General features: G+C 66.4%; 3 protein-coding genes (1 of these 3 only partly in view). All 3 read right to left on the minus strand.

Annotation, left to right across the window (positions count from 1 at the left end; translation table 11 throughout):
- Tightly spaced (each overlapping or abutting the next), the 3 genes in view from PBDP_RS15260 to PBDP_RS15270 form a layout consistent with a single transcriptional unit that may run on beyond the window.
- A complete protein-coding gene (locus tag PBDP_RS15260; RefSeq protein WP_212800864.1) occupies positions 1 to 1,317 on the minus strand; it encodes an MFS transporter in 1,317 nt (438 codons plus the stop codon).
- Positions 1,307 to 19,111: a non-ribosomal peptide synthase/polyketide synthase gene (locus PBDP_RS15265; protein ID WP_212800865.1), complete on the minus strand. Its 17,805-nt coding sequence runs from the start codon at positions 19,109 to 19,111 to the stop codon at positions 1,307 to 1,309. The genes PBDP_RS15260 and PBDP_RS15265 overlap by 11 nt, the downstream gene beginning before the upstream one ends.
- Positions 19,108 to 19,879 carry the 3' portion of a non-ribosomal peptide synthetase gene (locus tag PBDP_RS15270; protein WP_212800866.1) on the minus strand. Its footprint extends 8,837 nt past the window's final position, so the window shows 772 of its 9,609 coding nt (coding positions 8,838-9,609); its start codon lies off the right edge, out of view; the stop codon is at positions 19,108 to 19,110. Before PBDP_RS15270 ends, PBDP_RS15265 begins: the two co-directional genes overlap by 4 nt.

Below are 19,879 nucleotides of genomic sequence, written 5' to 3' on the forward strand. Positions count from 1 at the left end.
TCAGCCAGGTTCGGCCACGACCTGGGTGGACGCAACCCACCCAGGCTCAAGCCGACGAAACGGTGCGATGGTCAATCCCAGGCCGGCCAGCAGCACATACAGCAGGCCGGCGACGGCGAAGAGCAAGCTCAAGCCACCGACCTTGCCGATACCGAGCACGGGGGCCAGCCAGGCTTGCAGCTCGCTGCCTTGGCTCATCAATGGAATCGCCCAACCGTCGGCCAGCACGCCCGCGCCCAGCGCCCCGAGCGGCAGGGCCAGCAGGCAGACGATCTGCCGGGCTGACAGTACCCGACCGAGGATGGCGTTGGGCAGGCTGCGTTGCCAAAAGCTCTGGTCGCTGCTGGTGCTCAGTGAAAAGCAGCCAAAGGCGACGAATGCCGCCGCATACAAAACCATCGGCGAGGTACTGACACCTATGCCCAGGATGCTGATGCCGAGCATCAGGTCCGCGAGCAATACCGTGCGGATCAATCGCTGTGGTGGACGGGCGACCACCCACAATGAGCCGCCCAGCATGCCCAGGCCGCCGCAGGTCATCAGTGTGCCCAGCACCAATACCGAATAACGCTCCAAAACCATGGGCGCCAACAGGACCGAGGCCAGCCCGAGCATCAAATGCTCGACGCCCAGGTAGGCAAGCAACGCGCAAAACGCCGGACGCCCGCGCAGCACCGCCAAGACGGCTGCCAATCCGCCCACGGCCACGACACGCCCTTGGCCGGTGGCGCGCACCGCCGTCGCCACCCAGGCGAGCCAACCGAGCACGCCAGCGGAAAACAGCACCGCACCGACATCCAGCAACAACAGTCCAGGAACTCCAACGCTGCCCAGCAACAGGGCCGCCAGGGTGGGCGCGATCAGTTGCGGCAAGCCGACCATCAGTTGCATCAGGCCGTTGGCCCGGCCAATCGCTTGCGCACTGCTCAAGATTCGCGGGATCGCTGCCTGGCAAGTGAGCATGCGCATGACCTGGCCACTGGAATTGACGGCGGCAAAGGCATACACCTGCCACCGCTCCAGCTCGCCTTGCTCGAACAGCCACCAGAGGATCAGCGCCGCGAAACCGCTGCCGGCCTCGACGCCGAGCAGGATCGCCCGCGCCTCGCAGCGGTCCACCAACCAGCCCGCCACGGGCGCCAGGAGCAGTCCCGGCAACGCAGACAGCGCGATGACCAGGGCGTAGTCCGTCACACTGGCGTGTTGCTGCAACAACCAGATGCCCAGGCTGAAGGCTGCAAGGGCCGACCCCAAGGTAGAGACGACCTGACCCGCCCACGCCCATACCCAGGGCCGCACCGAATGCTCAATTTTCATGGGTTTGAAACGCCTCCAGCGCGGGCCAATAGTGTTTTAGGTACTCGGCTAAAGTCCGTGCCGCAGGCGCTTTGAGAATCGACAGGTGATCACACCCTTCAAGCACGTGGCACTGACAGTCCCCGGCGAATGCCTCCCAGCCATCCTCGGTTTCGCCATGACCTCGCCCGGCCTTGAACACTACCACGGGGCCCGGATAGACCGATGCCGGTCGATAGTCTTTCGCCAGGTTGGCGTAAAACACCCGCAAAGGACCGCGCAACGCATCGGCACGGGCTTGCGCGGGCATCAAACCGACGGCTTGCATGCGCGTCAGCAATCGGGCGCATTGCTCGTCCGGTTCCAGCTTGGCCAGGCTGTCGACGTCGAGGCCCAGCTCACACCCGGCCTCCATCTCCAGCAACGCCACATAGTGCGCCAGGGCCCCACGCGAATCACTGGCCAACCGCGTGCCAGGCGCGCGGCTGTCGAGCACCAGCACCGGTGCCACCCCAGTACCCTCAGCGTGCAATTGGCGGGCGACTTCAAAGGCCAGCCAGCCGCCAAATGAATGCCCGAGCAGGTAGTAGGGGCCGTTCGGAACCTGCGCGCGGATTTCCCGTACATAAGCGCTGGCGGCAGCCTGTACCGAGGCATGGGGCTCGCGCTGGCCGTCGGAACCACGGGCTTGCAGGCCGATCACCGTCAGTCGCGGGTCCAGTTGCCGGACCAGGGGCACGAAGCTGGCGACATTCGCGCCGGCGCCGGGGATCATGAACAGGCAGGGCGCGTTCGGCGCGCCGGTTTGCAGGACCAGGCTGACGCGCGCACCCGACGGAACGGCAGGGCGCTGCTCGGCTCGCGCCAGCGCCTGCTCCAAGGCCTGCGCCAGCCGTTGCAAATGCTCGGGGTCGCGCATGATCGACCAGTGATCGCCCTCGATGCGCTGCTCGACCAGCTCGGACCCCAGCAGCGCACGCCAGTCGGCTGCCAGATCTCGCGAGTCACTTCCCGCAGGGCCTGCCGATGTGGCGCGGAACAGGTGCACGGGCAGGCCTAGCGGCGCCGGCCGATAGCGAACCATGGCATTGCGCAGGTTCAGGTTGAGACGGGCTCGGCGGCTCAGCTCCTGGCGGTCGAAACCGGCTGGCAGCCAACCCCGTGCCTGGGCCGCAGCGATCACCGCGTCCAGGTCGAGCCCGGCATACCAGGTGTCCTGGGCAGGGTCATCGGCGCTGTCGCCGACCCGGTGGTGCGCAAAGTACCCGATCAGTTGCTGGCGCAGGCCAGCTTCGTCGAAGCTCAGCTCCAACGATGCGGCGCGCAAGGCGCCCGGCTGGCTGCTGTCGATCAGCCCGAGGAACGCTACCGGGCAATCCTCGCCCAGCAGTTGGCGGGCCATTTCATAGGCCAGCACGCCGCCCGCCGACCAGCCGGCGAGCTGATAGGGACCGTGCGGTTGGACCGTGCGCAGCAGCTCGATGTAGCGTCTGGCCAAGGTCGTGTTGTCGACGCCGTCGTCCAGCTCGGCGGCGGCCTGCACGGCATAGATCCCCCGTTCCGGGTCCAGATGCTGCGCTAGCCGGACGTACGGCAACGCCTCGCCCGTGCCTTCATGGATGAAAAACAGCGGCGCGCGACCCGGCGACCCCGCGCGAATGCACAGCAGGCCTTGGGCCGCGACGCTGGCAACGTCCAGCGTAACGACCTCGCGGGCCAGCGCGGCGAGGCTTTCAGCGCTGAACAGGGCGCCGATGGCCACATCCATTCCCTGCGCGCGCAAGCCGTCGAGCAGTTGCACGAGCAGCAACGAATGCCCGCCCAGGGCGAAGAAGTTGTCGTCACGACCGATCTGCTCGATGCCCAGCAGTCGCGACCACAGTTGCGCCAGTCGCGTTTCCGTGGTGCCGCGTGGCGCCGCATAAGGACGCTGTTGCAAGGCTTGCTGATCGGGAGCCGGCAGGGCGCGCCGGTCAAGTTTGCCGTTGGCGGTCAAGGGCCATTGCTCCAGCTGCACATAGGCGCTGGGCAACATGTGCGCTGGCAATTGTCCGGTCAGTGCTGAGCGCAATTGCCCAGGCTCCAGGTGCCGGCCCGGCTCGGCCAGCAGATAGGCGACCAGGCGCGCATCGCCGGGATCGTCCTGACGCGCCAGCACCACCACCGAGCGCACGCCGTCCAGGGTACTCAGCCGGGCTTCGATTTCGCCCAGTTCGATGCGGAAGCCACGCACCTTGACCTGCTGGTCGTTACGGCCCAGGTAGTGCAAGGTGCCGTCGGCGGTCCAGCGTGCCAGATCGCCGGTCTTGTAGAGACGCTCGCCTTGGCCGCCGAGAAAGCGCGCCGGCTGGAAGCGCTCGGCATCGAGCGCCGGTTGATTCAGGTAGCCGCGCGCCAGGCCTGGGCCGGCGACATACAGCTCGCCGACCACGCCTCGTGGTACCAGTTCGCCGTGGGCATCGAGCAGGTAGACCCGCAAGTCCGGGATGGGCCGGCCAATCGGTGCCAGCCCGGCCTGGGCATGGCAGTCGGTGGCTTCGATCGGCTGGTAGGTCACATGCACAGTGGTCTCGGTGATGCCGTACATGTTCACCAGGCGGGTAGCCTGGCTGTCCGGCCGTTCGAACCAGGGCCGCAGCGCGGCGGCATCCAGGGCCTCGCCACCGAAGATGACACAGCGCAACCGATGGGGTTCGGCGCGGGTCTGTTTCATCCAGGTATAAAAGGCGCTAGGGGTCTGGTTGAGCACGGTGACGCCGGCGTCCACCAGCAGGTGGTAGAAATCCTCCGGGCTGCGCGAGGTCAAGTAGGGCACCACCACCAACCGGCCACCGTGCAGCAGCGCACCCCAGATTTCCCACACCGAGAAGTCGAAGGCGAAAGAGTGGAACAAGGTCCAGACGTCCCGGTCGTTGAAGCCGAACCAGGCGTCGGTAGCGCTGAACAGCCGCATCACCGCGCGATGCTCGATCATTACGCCCTTGGGCACGCCGGTCGAGCCCGAGGTGTAAATGATGTAGGCCAGGTCCGTGTCACTGGCTCGCGGATCGGCTGCCAGGTCAATGCTGGACAAATGCCCCCATTCACCGGTGTCCGGGTCCAGGGATACCACTGCGCACGATGCGGGGATCTGCAGCGTCTCAGGCAACGCAGCCAGGGTCAGCAGGACCCGTGGCGTACTGTCGTCGAGCATGAAGTTCAAGCGCTGCGCCGGGTAGACCGGGTCCAGCGGGACATAGGCGCCTCCGGCCTTGAGGACCGCGAGTATGCCGATGAGCATTTCGATGCCGCGCTCGGCGTGGATCGCCACGCGGCTGTCCGGGCCGACGTCCAGGTCGCGCAGGCGATGGGCCAGGCGATTGGCCCGCTCGTTGAGCGCCCGGTAGCTGAGGGTCAGGCTCTCGTATTGGAGCGCGACGGCGTCCCCCCGACGTGCGACCTGGGCCTCGAAACGTTGGTGCAATCGTTCGCCGGTCGGGGCCGCCAGTGCCAGCGCCGGATTGAAGCCATGCAGCAACTGCTCGCGCTCGGCCGGGCTGAGCAGGTCGATGCGGGTCACGGCCCGACGGTCGTCGTCGACCATGGCCCGCAGCACGGCCAACAGCGCCTGCCAGTGACGGGCCACGGTGTCGGCATCGAACAGCGCGGTGGCGTAGTTGAAGCCACCCTCGATGACATCGCCCGCTTCATGGACATCCAGGGCCAGGTCGAACTTGGCCGTGCTGACCGGCGCGCCGACGCTGTGCAATTGCAGTCCGTTGCCGAGGTCGAGGTTGCCCTGCGGAACGTTCTGCCAAGCCAGCATCAGTTGGAAAATCGCGTTATGAGCCAGCGAACGCGGTGGGTTGAGCGCTTCGATCACTTGCTCGAACGGCAGGTCCTGATGCTCTTGGGCGGCCAGCGCCAGGCCCTTGACCTGGGCCAGCAGCGCACCCACCCGAGGCGCGTCGCCCAGGTCGATGCGCAAGGCCTGGAAGTTCACGAAGAAGCCGATCAGCGGCTCCAGCTCGACCCGGTTGCGGTTGGCGACAGGTGAGCCGATCACCACCTCGGCCTGGCCCGACAGCCGACTGACCACCACGGCCCAGGCCGCCAGCAAGGTCATGTACAAGGTGGTGCCATGGCGCCGTCCAAGGGCCTTGAGCCCATGGCTCAGTTCGGCATCGATACGCACCGGCAGGCTCGCCCCAGCGTAGTCCTGTCGAGTCGGACGCGGGCGGTCGGTGGGCAGGGTCACGCAGGTCGGCGCGCCGTCCAGGTGGGCCTGCCAATAGGCACGTTGGCGTTGCAATTCGTCCGCCTGCAGCCATTGGCGTTGCCACAGCGTGTAATCGCCGTACTGGCGCGCCAGGGGCGGCAAGGGATCGACCTGATCCTGGCTGAAGGCTTGGTAGAGACGGGAGAACTCGTTGGTGAGTACGCCCATGGACCAGCCGTCCGAGACCAGGTGATGCACCGTCACCAGCACGACATGATCGTCGACATCCAGGCGCAACAGGCGTGCGCGGATCGGCCACTGACAGGTCAAGTCGAACGGTCGGCCGGCTTCCTCGGCGCACAGCACCTGCCAATCCGCCGCGCCGGGCGCGCTCAGGTCTAGTACGTCCAGGGCCAATGCCCGTGGTGGGTCGATCACCTGCCGCGCTTGGCCGGCAAGGCTCACGAACCGGGTCCGCAGGCTTTCGTGGCGCGCCACGATGCGATCCAGGCTGCGGCGCAGCGCCTCGATGTCGAGCTTGCCGCGCAGGCGCAAGCCCGCCGGCATGTTGAAGGCTGCTGTCGAGTCCGGGTTGAGTTGCTGGATCAGCCAGAGGTTTTGCTGGGCGAACGAGAGTGGCAGGGGTTGGCTGCGGTCGGCTTCCTGCAACGGTTCCAAGCGACTGCGCCCGGCGTCGGCCAGCACTGCCGCCAACGCGTGCAGGCGCGGTTGGGCGAAGACCGCCGAGAGCGGCACTTCCAGGCCCAGTCGATGGCGCACTTGTGCGAGCAACCGCAATGCCAGCAGCGAGTGTCCGCCCAAGGCGAAGAAGTCGTCTTCGCGACCGATGGATGCGACACCCAGCAACTCGCTCCAGATCGCCGCGAGGGTCATTTCCAGTTCGCCCTCGGGCTGGCTGTATTCCGTTTGCGCAAACGCCTCGGGGGCTGGTGCCGGCAAGCGTTGGCGATCGACCTTGCCATTGCTGGTCAGCGGCAGGGCATGCAGCTGTACGAAGGCGCTGGGCAACATGTATTCGGGCAGACGCTCACTCAGTTGGCTACGCAGGTCCAGCGGCGACAAGGTCTGCTCGGCGCTGAAATAGGCGACCAGGCGCGGGTCGCCGTGGTCCGCCGGCAGCACGACGACCACCGATTCGCGCAGCCCGGGCAATTGATCGAGGCGGCTTTCCACCTCGGCCAGTTCAACCCGATAACCGCGAATCTTCACTTGGAAGTCATTGCGCCCCAGGTACTGCAGCGTCCCTTCGGTGGTCCAGCGGGCCAGGTCGCCGGTCTTGTACAGACGCGCGCCGGGAGTGGCGTGGAACGGCGGCTCGATAAACCGCTCGGCGGTCAGCTCGGGACGGTTCAAGTAGCCTTGGGCCAGGGCCACGCCGGTGACATGCAGTTCGCCGACAGCGCCTTGGGGCACCCATTGGCCATGGGCATCGAGCAGGCACACTTGGGTATTGGCAATCGGCCGTCCGATCACCGGTACGTCCGGCCATTGGTCCGGATCGTCGGGCAGGGTGTGGGTACACACCACATGGGTTTCGGTCGGGCCATAGTGGTTGTGCAGGCGCGCTTGGGGATGGTGCCTGAACAATGTGCGTAACGCGCCGGTGATGCGCAGCGCCTCGCCCGCGACAATCACGTCCCGCAGCATGGGCAGTTCAAGCGGGGCGTCGGCCCAGCTGTCGGCCATCGCTGCCAGGGCGATATAGGGCAGGAACAAACGCTCGATACGCGCCTGGCCGAGCCAGCGCGGCAGGCTCGCGAGGTCCAGGCGCTGGGCTTCGTCCAGCAACACCAGGGTGCCGCCGCTGCCCAGGGTTGAGAAAACCTCCTGAAACGCGACATCGAATCCCAGCGCGGCGAATTGCAGGGTACGAGCCGGGCCGGGCAACGGCTGTTCAGCCTGCCAGGCCAGCAGGTTGCTCAACGCCAGATGGCCCATGGCGACCCCCTTGGGCAGGCCGGTGGAGCCGGAGGTGTACATGACATAGGCCAGGTCATCGGGGCTCGGTTGCCCGAGCGATGGCGCGGAGGGTGCCTGCATCGCCGTTGCCGCCAAGCGCACCGACAGCGGCGTGCAACTGTCGCTGCATTGCAACGCTTCGACGCGCTGCGCATCCCACAGCAGCAGGCACGGCTGGCAATCCTCGATGATGCCTTGCCGGCGTGCGAGGGGCTGACTCGGGTCGAGCGGCACGTAGGCCGCACCGGTCTTGAGGGTGGCGACCAGGGCCAGCACCATCTCCAGGCTGCGCGGCAGATGGATCGCCACGCGTTGGCCGGGCCCCGCGCCCAGCGCGATCATCTGCCAGGCCAGGTGATTGGCCTGGCGATCGAGCTCAGCGTAACTCAGCCCGCGCCCATGCAGTTCGACCGCGATGGCGTCGGGCTGCAACAGCGCCTGGCGCTCGAACGGTTGGTGCACCCAGCCGGCCTGCGGGTAGGCGGTTGGCGCCGGGTTGAGGCCGTGCAGCAGGTGCTCGCGCTCCTGGGCATCGACCAGCGACAGGCGGGCCAGCGGTTGGCGGTCGTCGGCGCACAGCTGGCGCAACACGTTGACCAGGTAGCGCCAATGCCGATGCACGCTGGCGGCATCGAACAGCGCAGTAGCGTAGTTGAGCCCGCCGACGATGCGCCCCTCGGCCTCATAGAGTTCCAGGGACAAATCGAAAGGCGCAGTGACCTGCTCGGCGGCCAGACTGGTCAGGCTCAGGCCATCGAGGTCCAGTGCGCTGCGTGGGGCGTTCTGCCAGGCGAACATCAATTGGAATACCGGGCTGTGTGCCAGCGAGCGGGGCGGGTTGAGGGCTTCGACCACATGCTCGAACGGCACGTCCTGGTGCGCCTGGGCCTGCAGCGCGTGCTCACGCACCTGGGCCAGCAACTGGCTGACGTCCGGTTGCCCGGCCAGGTCGATGCACAGCGCCTGGGTGTTGACGAAAAAGCCAATCAACGGCTCGACTTCGCTGCGTGTGCGGTTGGCGACCGGAGTGCCGATCACCACGCGTTCCTGGCCGGCCAGGCGCCCGACCACAATCGCCCAGGCCGCCAGCAAGGTCATGTACAGCGACGTGCTGTGGCGGCGACTCAAGTCCTTGATCGCAGCGCTGGTCGGCTCATCGAGTGCGACCGTCAACCGCGCACCGGCGAAGTCCTGGCGGGGGGGCCGTGGACGATCGCTGGGCAGGTCGACCCGCTCGGGCGCATCGCGCAGGTGTTCGAGCCAATAGGCCAACTGCTCGGTACGACGCTCGCCGGCCAGCCAATCGCGTTGCCAGGCGGCATAGTCGGCGTATTGGATCGCCAAGGCCGGAAGCGGATCCGCCGCGCCCTGGCGGAACGCTTTGTACAAGGTCGACAGTTCGTCGATCAGCACCCCGATGGACCAGCCGTCGGCGATGATGTGGTGCAGGTTCACGTGCAGCACGTGGCAGCAAGGGCTCTGCCGCACCAGCAGCACCCGTAGCAACGGGCCCTCGCTCAATGAGAACGGCCGGGCAGCTTCGCTGGCCATGACTTGTTGCAGGCGGGCCGGGTCGCTAGCGTCCAGCGCCAGGCAGGCGAACGCCAGGCGCGGCTGCGCGTCGATGACCTGGCGGACTTCCGCGTCCTGCTCGACGAAACGGGTACGCAGCACGGCGTGGCGTTCGACGATGCGCGTCAAGGCGTTGCGCAGCGCCGCTTCGTCCAGTTCGCCATCCAGGCGCAAGGCGCCGCTGATGTGGTAGGCGGCGCTCGCCTGCGCATCCAGGCGGGCGATGAACCATAGACGTTGCTGGGCAAACGACAAGGGGCGCGCAACGCTCTGCGGCAGCACCGTGATCGGCGCCAGGGCGCTGCGCGTCGCATTGCCCATGACGCTGGCCAGCGCGGCCACGGTCGGGTGCGCATACAAGGTCGCCAGGGGCAATTCCAGCCCCAGGCGCTGGCGCACCCGGGAGACCCATTGCACCGCCAGCAGCGAGTGTCCGCCGAGTTCGAAGAAATGATCATGACGCCCCACCTGAGCGACGCCCAGCAGGTCGCGCCAGATCTCGGCCATGAGCGTTTCCTGTTCACCGCTTGGCGCTTCATAGGCCTGGGCGGTCCAGGCGTCTTCGCCGGGCACCGGCAAGGCGGCGCGGTCGAGTTTGCCGTTGGGGGTCAGGGGCAGCGTGTCCAGGGGCACGACCAGCGCTGGCACCATGTACCCCGGCAAGCGGCTCGCCAGGGCCTCGCGCAGCGCCGTTGGCGTCAACGGCGCTGCGTCCGCCGTCGCCACGGCATAGGCCACCAGCGCGGGCTCGCGACCATTACGCTGGACCGCCAGCACTGCTGCGGCGGCCACGTGTGGAAACGCGAGCAGAGCCGCTTCGATTTCCCCCAGTTCGATGCGAAAACCACGAATCTTGACCTGGAAATCGTTGCGCCCCAGGTAATGCAACTGGCCGTCGGCATCCCAGAAACCCAAGTCGCCAGTGCGGTACAGCCGCGCCGTCGGCTCGGCACTGAACGGGTCGGGCAGGAAGCGCTCGCGGGTCAGTTCGGGCCGCCGATGGTAGCCACGCCCCACGCCGGCCCCGCCGATATACAACTCGCCAGTCACGCCCACCGGCAATGGTTGCCCCGCGTCATCCAACACGTGCACCTGAGTATTGTCGATGGGCCGGCCAATGTGCGGGACAAAGCCGCGCGCGCGGTCCATCGAGGCCCAGGTCGAATAGACCGTGGTCTCGGTCGGGCCATAGAGGTTGTTGACCTGGTGCACCGCGCCATGGGCGAACAGCCGCTCGACCAAGTGTCGCGGCAGCGCTTCGCCGGCGAGGTTGACGGTGCCCAGCGAGTCCGGCAGCGCATCGGCGCGCAGCAAGGCGTCAACGGCCGACGGCACACTGTTGAGCAGGCTCAGGGCGGGACGGTGCTCAAGCAGGGCAAGGGCGTCGTCGACCAGTTCGAGGGTGCCGCCGCAGGACAACGGCGCGAAGCATTCGAACACCGACAAGTCGAAGTTGATCGAAGTGCTGAACAGGCTGTGGGCAAGGGTTTCAGCGCTAAAGCTACGCAGGGCCCAGTCGAGGAAATTGCGCGCGTTGCGGTGTTCGATCATCACCCCCTTGGGTTGCCCGGTAGAGCCGGAGGTGTAGATCATGTAGGCCAGGTGGCTGGCCTCCAACGCCACAGCCAACGGCGTCGTGTCGCCGGTGTGCAAGGCCTCGTCGACATTGAGCTGCCGGCAGGTAGCGGCGAGGGTGAGGCCCAGCGGCGCGTCGCCCATCGTCAGCACTGCCACGGGGGCACTGTCGTCGAGCATGTAGGCCAGGCGTTGAGTCGGGTAGGCCGGGTCCAGCGGAACGTACGCGCCGCCCGCCTTGAGCACGGCCAGCAGCGCGACGATCAATTCCGGACAGCGGCGCAAGTGAACACCGACCCGTGCCTCGGGCCCGACACCCAGTGCTTGCAGTTGCCGAGCCAGGCGATTGGCCTGGCGGTCGAGCTGTCCGTAGCTGAGCACGCGCCCCTTGCAACGCACCGCCTCAGCCTCCGGGGTCAAGCGAGCCTGTGCTTCGAAGCGCTGGTGCAGCAAGGCACGTTCGGGCTGCGTACGCTGCGTGGCGTTGAACCGGGCCAAGCGCTGATGCTCGTCCGCCGGCAGGACGTCGAGGGTTTGGGCGAGCTGTTGCGCGTTGTGATCCAGGGCTTCGACCAGGCTGGCGAGGGCACGGTGCAGGAAGGACCAGACCCGTTGCGCCCCCACCGAACCGGCAATTTGCGCAGTCACGCCGAAGCCTTGGCCAAGGTCGTCCACTGAAACGGTGAAGGGATAGTTGGTGCGTTCAGCGCTGCTCAACACTTGCATGCCCTCGACACTTTGGTGTGGCGTGTCTTCCAGGCTGTAGCGAAAATTCAACAGCGCGGAAAACAACGGCGTGCTGGCCGGCACGCCGCTGCAGCGCTGGGCCATGGTCAACGGTGCGTGCTCATGTTCGAGCAACCCCAGCAAGGCCTGATGAGTACGTTGCAGGCTGTCGCTCACCGAGCTCTGCGCGAAGCCGATGCGCAACGGTAAGGTATTGATGAAAACCCCCAATGCCTGATCGGCGCCTTGCACGCCTTGCAAACGACCGAGCAAGACAGTGCCGAATACCACGTCGGCGCGTCCGGTGGCCTTGCCCAACACCAGCGCCATGGCCAGGTGAAACAGACTGGCGACACTCACCTGATGGCGCCGCGCCGCCTGGCGCAGGGCGAGCGCCAGCGTGGGGTCCAGCGGCCCGTGGGCCTCGTCGATTTCACCGGTATTTTGCACATCCAGCAGGCCAAACGGGGCGGTGGGTTCGCTGACGTCGGCGAGCATGGTTTGAAAAAAAGCCTGCTGTCGGGCGCTGTCCTGGCCGCGCCGGGCGTGCCCGACGAAGGTCCGGAACGGTACCGGTGCGCGCAACTGCGCCTCGCGGCCCTGCTGGATCAGCACGATTTCCTCGACCATGCGTTCCAGGGTGGTGTGGTCCAGCACCAAATGATGGTGCAAGACCTGCAGCAACCAACGTTGCTGGCCGGCGTCGAACGCCTTCACCACCCGTAGCAGCGGCGCCTGGCGGATGTCCAGGCGCCGTTGCCGGGGATTGGTGTGGGCCTGTAGTTGAGCGAGCGCATCGGCTTCGGTAATGCGCAGGATCTCGATGGGCAGCGGCGCCTCCCGCCAGACCACCTGCACGGGTTGCTCCAGGTCTTCCCAGGCCAGGGCGGTGCGCAAAATGTCGTGGCGGGCGATGACTTGTTGCAGCGCCAGGCAAAAAGCGTCCAGTCGAGCTTCGTCGCTAAAGGCCAGGGTGGTGTGCAGCAGGTAGGTGTCACCTTCGTCTTGCAACAAATAGTGAAAGAACAGGCCTTCCTGCAGCGGCGCCAGGGGATAGATGTCCTGCACGTTGGCCGCGCCGCCCTCGACGCTGGCGACGATGCGGTCGATCTGCGCCTGGGTCAATTCCACCAACGGCAACAACTCAGGCGTGATGTGGGTGCAGCCCAACGGCAGGGACGCTCCCAGTACCTCGGGATCATGGCTGGGGGGCGTTTCGCGGTGCGCCAGCGCCGTGGCCAGTGCGGCGATGGTGGGCGCACCGAACAGGGTGCGAACATCAATGGCCCAGTCTTCGGCACGCATGTGTTCGACCAGTTGCACCGCCAGCAGCGAGTGCCCACCCAGGGCAAAGAAGTTGTCCTGGCGTCCCACGTGCGGCACGCCAAGAACCTGGGCCCAAAGCTCGGCCAGGCGGGTTTCCACTGGCCCTTGCGGCGCCTCGTAGCGTTGCTGGGCGAAATGATTTTCGGCGGGGTCGGGCAGGGCACGACGGTCCAGTTTGCCGTTGGCGGTCAGGGCAAAACTGTCCACCTGGACGAAGGCCGCGGGCAGCATGTAGTCCGGCAGCACGGCGGCCAGGCGCGTGCGCAATTCGCTCGGTTCCTGGGCTGTGGTGGCGGTGAAATAGGCCAGCAGACGTTGCTGGGCATCGGCCAGGACCACGGCTTCGCTCACCTCGGGCAAGGCCTTGAGCTGCGCTTCGATCTCGCCCAGTTCGATGCGAAAGCCACGGATCTTGACCTGGAAGTCGTTACGTCCCAGGAACATCAGCACACCGTCGGCGCGCCAGCGAGCCAAGTCGCCGGTGCGATACAGGCGCGAGCCCGGCTGGAACGGGTTGGGCACGAAGCGTTGTTCGCTCAGTTGCGGCTGGTTCAAGTAACCCAGGGCCAACCCGTCGCCGCCGATGTACAGCTCGCCAGCGACGCCAATGGGTAGCGGACGGCGCTGTTCGTCGAGTACGTAGACCTGGGTGTTGCCGATGGGTTTGCCAATCGGAATATCGCCGTTCAGGGCGTCTTCTAGGGTGATGCGGTGGGTGGTGGCGAAGGTGGTGCTTTCGGTCGGCCCGTAGCCGTTGAGCAGATGTTGGGGCGGCGAGTGGCGCAGCACCTGGGCGATGCGCCGAGGGTCGAGCACATCGCCGCCGACCATCAGGTAGCGCAGGTTGCGAAATGCCGGGGCCAAGGGTTCGGCAAACTGATGAAAGAGCCCGGCGGTGAGCCACAGCACGCTGACTTCATGGTGCAGCAGATGCTCATTGAAACGCGCAACGTCGAGCAGGGTATCGCGTGGGCAGACCACCAGGCAGCCGCCGTTGAGCAATGCGCCCCAGATTTCCAGGGTGCTGGCATCGAACGCCGGGTTGGCGGCCAGGGCAATCCGGTCCTGGGCGTTGAACTCGGCGAAACCGTTGTTGCGTACCAGCCGGGTAACCGCACGGTGGGGGACTTGCACACCCTTGGGCGCGCCAGTGGAGCCGGAGGTATACATGATGTAGGCGGTCGCTTCGGCAGACACCGAGGGATGCTGGCGCGGCGTGGCGAGAGAGCCCTGGGCCAGGGTGTTTTCCCAGGCTGCCAAGGCCAGGTGTCGGACCGTCGGGTCGAGCACGCTCGAGGGCGGTTCGTCGGTGAGCAACCAGGCACTGCCGCAATCGTGCAGTAGGGTACGTTGCCGCTCCAGTGGGGTGGCCGTGTCGATGGGCACATAGGCTGCGCCGTTTTTCAGAATCGCCAGGATTGTCGCGACCAGACGCGGGCCACGGTCCAGGCGCAGGGCCACCCGATCACCCGGTCGCACGCCGTGTTCGGCCAGCCAGTTCGCCAGTTGTTCGGCGTAATGGTCGAGCTGACGATAGCTTAGCGAGTGGTCGCCATCCTGCACCGCCGTCGCCTCGGGGCGGCGCTGTACCTGGGCCTCGAATAACGTGTGTAGCGACTCGCTTGACGGGTAATCGAGGGCGCTGGCATTGAAGGCATGCAGCACGTGTTCGCGCTCGGCTGCGCCGAGAATCGACAGCCCATCGAGGGGTTGCTGGTCATCGTCGACCATGGCCTGCAACGTGGCGCACAGGGCCTGCCAATGCCGCTGCACGGTGCTGGCCTCGAACAGCGCCGTAGCATAGGTCAACCGACCGCCAATCACGCCGTCGCGTTCGTGCAGGTTCAGGGTCAGGTCGAATTTGGCGCTGTCTTCGTCGGTGCTCAGCGGCGTCAATTCCAGGGCGCCCAGCGCCAGGCTCGGTTGCGGAGCGTTCTGCCAGGCGAACATGACCTGGAAGATCGGGCTGTGGGCCAGCGAACGGCTTGGATTCAAGGCCTCGACCAAATGCTCGAAGGCGACTTCCTGATGGGCCTGGGCGTCCAGCGCGGTGCGTCGCACCTGGGCGAGCAGTTGCGCAACCTGGCTGACCTCGTCGAGCCGTATACGCAACGCTTGGGTGTTGACGAAAAAGCCGATCAGCGGCTCGACTTCGACACGGGTCCGGTTCGCCAGCACCGAGCCGATCACCAGGTCATTCTGCCCGGACAACCGCGCCAGCACGATCGACCAGGCGGCCAGGACGGTCATGAACAAGGTGCTGCCGTGCCGGTCGCTCAGCTGTTTGATGGACTGGACCAGACCCGTGTCGATGCTGACTTCCAGGCTGGCACCGGTGAAATCCTGGCGCGCCGGACGTGGCCGGTCCAAGGTCAGCTTCAACAGTGGCGGGGCGTCTTCGAGCTGGGTGCGCCAGTAAGCCAGTTGTTCGGCGATTCGTTGCGCCTGGCGCGGTGAGCGTTGCCACAGGGCGTAGTCGGCGTACTGGATGGCCAGCGGCGGCAGCGGGTCGGCCTGGTCCAGGACAAAGGCCCGGTACAGTTCGGTCAGTTCGCGGGTGAGTACCCCCAGCGACCAGGCATCGCCGACGATGTGGTGCAAGGTGACCAGCAGGACGTGCTCCTGGTCGGCCAGGCGCAACAGGCGCGCGCGAATCAACGGGCCGCGCGCCAGATCGAATGGCGCCTGTGCTTCGGCGGCGCAGCGGGCCTGGAATATCGCCTGTGGCTGGCCGCGCAGGTCTTCGTTGGGCATGACGAAGGCCTGCGGTGGGGCGATGACCTGGACCGGTTCACCACCTTCGGACACGAAACGGGTGCGCAAGGCTTCATGCCGCTCAACGATGCGCGACAGTGCAGCGCGCAATGCCGATTCGTGTAACGCTCCGCGCAAATGCAGACCACCGGCCATGTGGTAGGCGGCGCTGGCCTGGGCATCCAGGTGGGCGATAAACCACAAGCGCTGTTGGGCAAACGACAGCGGCAGCCGTGCGGGCCGCGCAACGGCCGGGATGGGCGCCGCACCGTATTGTCCGGACGCGGCCAAGGCTTCGATAGCCTGGGCCTGACGCTGCAGGGTTGGCTGGTCGAACACGCAGGCCAGCGGTAGCTCGATCCGCAGTTGCTGACGCAGTTGGGAAATCAACTGCACTGCCAGCAACGAATGGCCGCCGGCTTGGAAAAAATGCTCGTCCCGACCGACCCGTGGCAACCCCAACAAACGGCTCCAAATGGCCGCCAACTGGATTTCCAGTGGGCCTTGGGGCGGTTCGAAGTGCCCCCCGGTCGCGCCATGCTCGGGCGCGGGCAGGGCGCTGCGATCAAGCTTGCCATTGGGCGTCAGCGGCAAGGCCGACAAGGCGACGTAAGCGCTGGGCTGCATGTACTCCGGCAGGCCAGAGGCCAGGACGTCGCGCAGTTGTACCTCGGACACCGACACGCCTGGCTGGGCCACCCAGTACGCCACCAGGCGTGGGTCCCCGGCCACATTTTCCCGAGCGATCACCACGGCGTGCTGCACGCCCGACACCCGGCCCAGGGCCGCTTCGATTTCCCCCAGTTCGATGCGATAGCCACGCACCTTGACCTGGAAGTCGTTGCGCCCCAGATAGAGAAGCTGACCCTCGGCGGTCCAGCGGCCCAGGTCTCCGGTGCGGTACATCCTCGCGCCGGGCTGGGTGGCGAACGGGTCCTCCAGAAAACGCTCTGCGCTCAGTGCTGGCCGATTCAGGTAGCCACGGGCGACCCCGGCGCCGCCGATATAGAGCTCCCCGACCACGCCCAGCGGTACCAACTGTCGATGGGCATCGAGGATGTACACGTGGGTGTTGTCCAGCGGCCGTCCGATACCGGGCACGAAACCCTGCTCGCGGCTCATCGACACCCAGGTCGAATACGTGGTGGTTTCCGAGGGACCGTAGAGGTTGCACAGGCGCTGCACCGCGCTGTGGGCGAACACTTGCTCGACCAGGCTTTGCTTGAGGGGCTCGCCAGCCAGGTTGACCACACGCGTCGAGGCCGGGATCGCCTGGGCACCGACCAGCGCGTCAAGCGCCGAAGGCACGCTGTTGATCAACGTCACCGGCACCGGGCAGTCGAGCAAGGCCAGGGCATTGCGGGCCACGTGCAAGGTCGCGCCAGCGGCCAGAGGGACGAAATACTCGAACACCGCCAGGTCGAAGTTGATCGAAGTGGCAAACAGGCTGTCCCGCAGGCTGACCGCGTCGAATGCGTGCAGCGCCCAGTTCAGCAAGTTGCAGGCGTTGCGGTGCTCGATCATCACGCCCTTGGGTGTGCCCGTGGACCCTGAGGTGTAGATCACGTAGGCCAGGTGCGCGCTGGTCAGGCCCAGGCTAGCTGGGTCGGGGTTGTCGCTGGGGAGTTCGGCCAGGCTGGCCTGGGTATGGGGGTCGTCCAGGCACAGCAGCTCGCAACCGCTGGGCGCTGGAACGCTGGATTGCAGGGCGCGAAGTGTCAACAGTGCCCGCGGCGCGCTGTCTTCGAGCATGTGCAGCAAACGTTCCCGAGGATACGCCGGATCCAACGGCACATAGGCGGCGCCGGCCTTGAGAATCCCGAGCAGGGCGATCAGCAAGTGCGGGCCGCGTTCCAGACAGATCGCGACACGGCTGTCGGGCTCGACCCCGGCCTGCAATAGACGGTGCGCCAACCGGTTGGCCTGGGCATTGAGCTGCCCATAGGTCAGCGGACTCGAGCCATCGGCGGCCTCGAAACGTGCGGCGATGGCTTGTGGTTGCCGCTCGGCCTGTTGCTCCAGTGCCAGGTGCAGCAAGCCCGGGCCAGGAAGGGCGCGGGTGGTGGCGTTGAAGGTGCGTAACAGCCGTTCCTGTTGCGCACCAGGCAACACCGAAAGTTGGCACGCCAGGGTCTGTGGATGCCGTTCGAGGGCCTCCAGCAGGTTCTGCAGCGCTGTGTTGAGCCAGTCGAGCACCGGTTCGGCACCGACCTGGGCGTCGATTTGCAGGCTCAGCGAAAAACCTTCACCCAGATCGTCCACCGACAAATTGAAGGGGTAGTTGGTGCGTTCCTCGCCACCCAGTACGCGCATGCCGGCCAGCACTGGGGCGTGCTCGGTGGCGGCGCTATGCCGGTAGTTGAGCAACGCCGAGAACAGCGGCGTGCCACTGGGCAAGGCACTGCAACGCTGGGCCAGGCCGAGGGGCGCGTGCTCATGGGCAATCAACCGACTGAGCAGCGCGTGGGTGTCGCGCAGCGCCTGTTCCACCGGCACCGCCAGGCGCACCCGCAATGGCAGGGTATTGATGAACAGCCCCATGGCGGTCGCGGCTTCGCCGGCGCCGAGCAAACGACCGAACATCACCGTGCCGAACACCACGTCGTCGCGGCCGCTGGTCTTGCCCAGGACCAGGGCCCAGGCCAGGTGCAACAGACTGGCGCTGCTGACGCCGAGGTTGCGTGCGAGCAGACGAATCCGGCGACTCAGATCGATCGCCAGCGGTGCCTCCAGGGTCTGGACCTGGCTGCCATCGCCGCGTACGTCGAGCAGCCCGCACGGTGCGGTGGGTTCATCGATATCGCCCAGCAGTTCGGTGAAGAACGCGGCATGTTGCGCTTCGCTCAGCCCCTGGCGAGCGCGCAGCACGAAATCGCGGAACGGCTGTGGTGGCTGCAGTTCGGCCAGCCGACCTTGCTGGATCGCCGCGACCTCCCGAACCAGCCGTTCCAGCGAGGTGTGGTCCATCACCGCGTGGTGGTGCAACAGTTGCAACAGCCAGCGGCCGGCGTGTGGGTCCTCGGCGGCCACCGCGCGCATCAAGGGCGCCTGGCGCAGGTCCAGGCGCTGCTGCCGTGGATCGGCGTGGGCGCGCAATGCAGCCTCGACATCGGCCTGGGCGGGGTTGATCAACTCCAGCGCCAGCGGCGCCTGGCGCCAGACCACCTGCACCGGTTCATCGAGGCCTTCCCAAGCCAAGGCGGTGCGCAGGATGTCATGGCGGGCGATGGCTTGGTTGAGCGCGTCCATGAAGCGCCGCAAACATGGCTCGTCGTCGAAGGCCAGCAGCACGTTGAGCAGATAGGTGTCGCCGCGCTGTTGGAGCAAGTGATGAAAGAGAATGCCCGCTTGCAAGGGCACCAGTGGGTAGATGTCCTGGATATTGGCGGCGCCGCCTGGTACGCCGGCGACGATGCTGGCGAGCTGGGCTTCGTCCAGTTGGCAGAGGTCGAACATCGCCGGGGTAATGTGCGTGGTTCCCTTGGGCAATCCGCTCTCGAGGGGCGGTAGCGCGACAGGTTGGCGCAAGGCTTCGATCAGTGCCGGTTTGTGGCTGCGCAGCAGCGCGATCAGCTCCTGGTCGGCCAGGACCTGGTCGTCGGCCACCACCGATAATTGATCGCCACGCAATGACAGGGTCACGCCACGTTGTTTGAGCAGAGCCAGCAGTTGAGCCGCAGTCACAGGAGCATCTCCTTCAAAGGGGTAGTGGCCGCGGCCAGACCTGCCAGGGTCGGGGCGGTGAACAGTTGGCTGATATCCACCCGCAAGCGGTGTTGGCGCATGCGTTCGACCAGACTCATGGCGATCAACGAGTGACCGCCCAGGGCGAAGAAATTGTCGTGGCGACCGACCCGCTCGACATTCAGCAGCTCGCACCAGAGCGCCGCCAGGGTGATCTCCACCTCGCCTTGGGGGGCTTCATAGTGCGTTTGCACGTAGGCCTGGGCGTCAGGTTCAGGCAGGGCGTTGCGGTCGAGCTTGCCGTTGGCGGTCAGCGGCAGGCTGTCCAGGCGCACATACGCGCTAGGCAGCATGTAATCGGGCAAGCGTTCACCGAGGGTGGTGCGTGCCTGGCTCGGGGTTGGCAGGGCCGAGCCCTGAAGGTAGGCGACCAGGCGCGTCAGGCCATGGCGGTCGGCGCGCCCCACCACCACGGCCTGGCGCACGCCGGGCAGCGCCAGTAGGTGGCTTTCGATTTCACCCAGCTCGATGCGGTGCCCATGGATCTTCACTTGAAAGTCCGTGCGCCCCAAGTAGCTGAGGCTGCCGTCCAGCTCCCAGCGTCCGAGGTCGCCGGTGCGATAGAGCCGCGCGCCCGGCTGGCGGGTAAACGGGTCGACAATGAAGCGCTCGCGGGTCAGGTCCTCGCGTTGCCAGTAACCACGGGCCACGCCATAGCCACCAATATGAATTTCCCCTGCCACCCCCAACGGCGCGCGTCGGCCATGG

Origin of the sequence: Pseudomonas sp. St290 (genome assembly GCF_018325805.1) — a bacterium.
Classification (GTDB): Bacteria; Pseudomonadota; Gammaproteobacteria; order Pseudomonadales; family Pseudomonadaceae; genus Aquipseudomonas; species Aquipseudomonas bijieensis.

Coding starts and splice junctions, on each gene's coding strand:
- PBDP_RS15260 (WP_212800864.1), bottom strand. CDS start 1,317: ATGAAAATTGAGCATTCGGTGCGGCCCTGGGTATGGGCGTGGGCGGGT.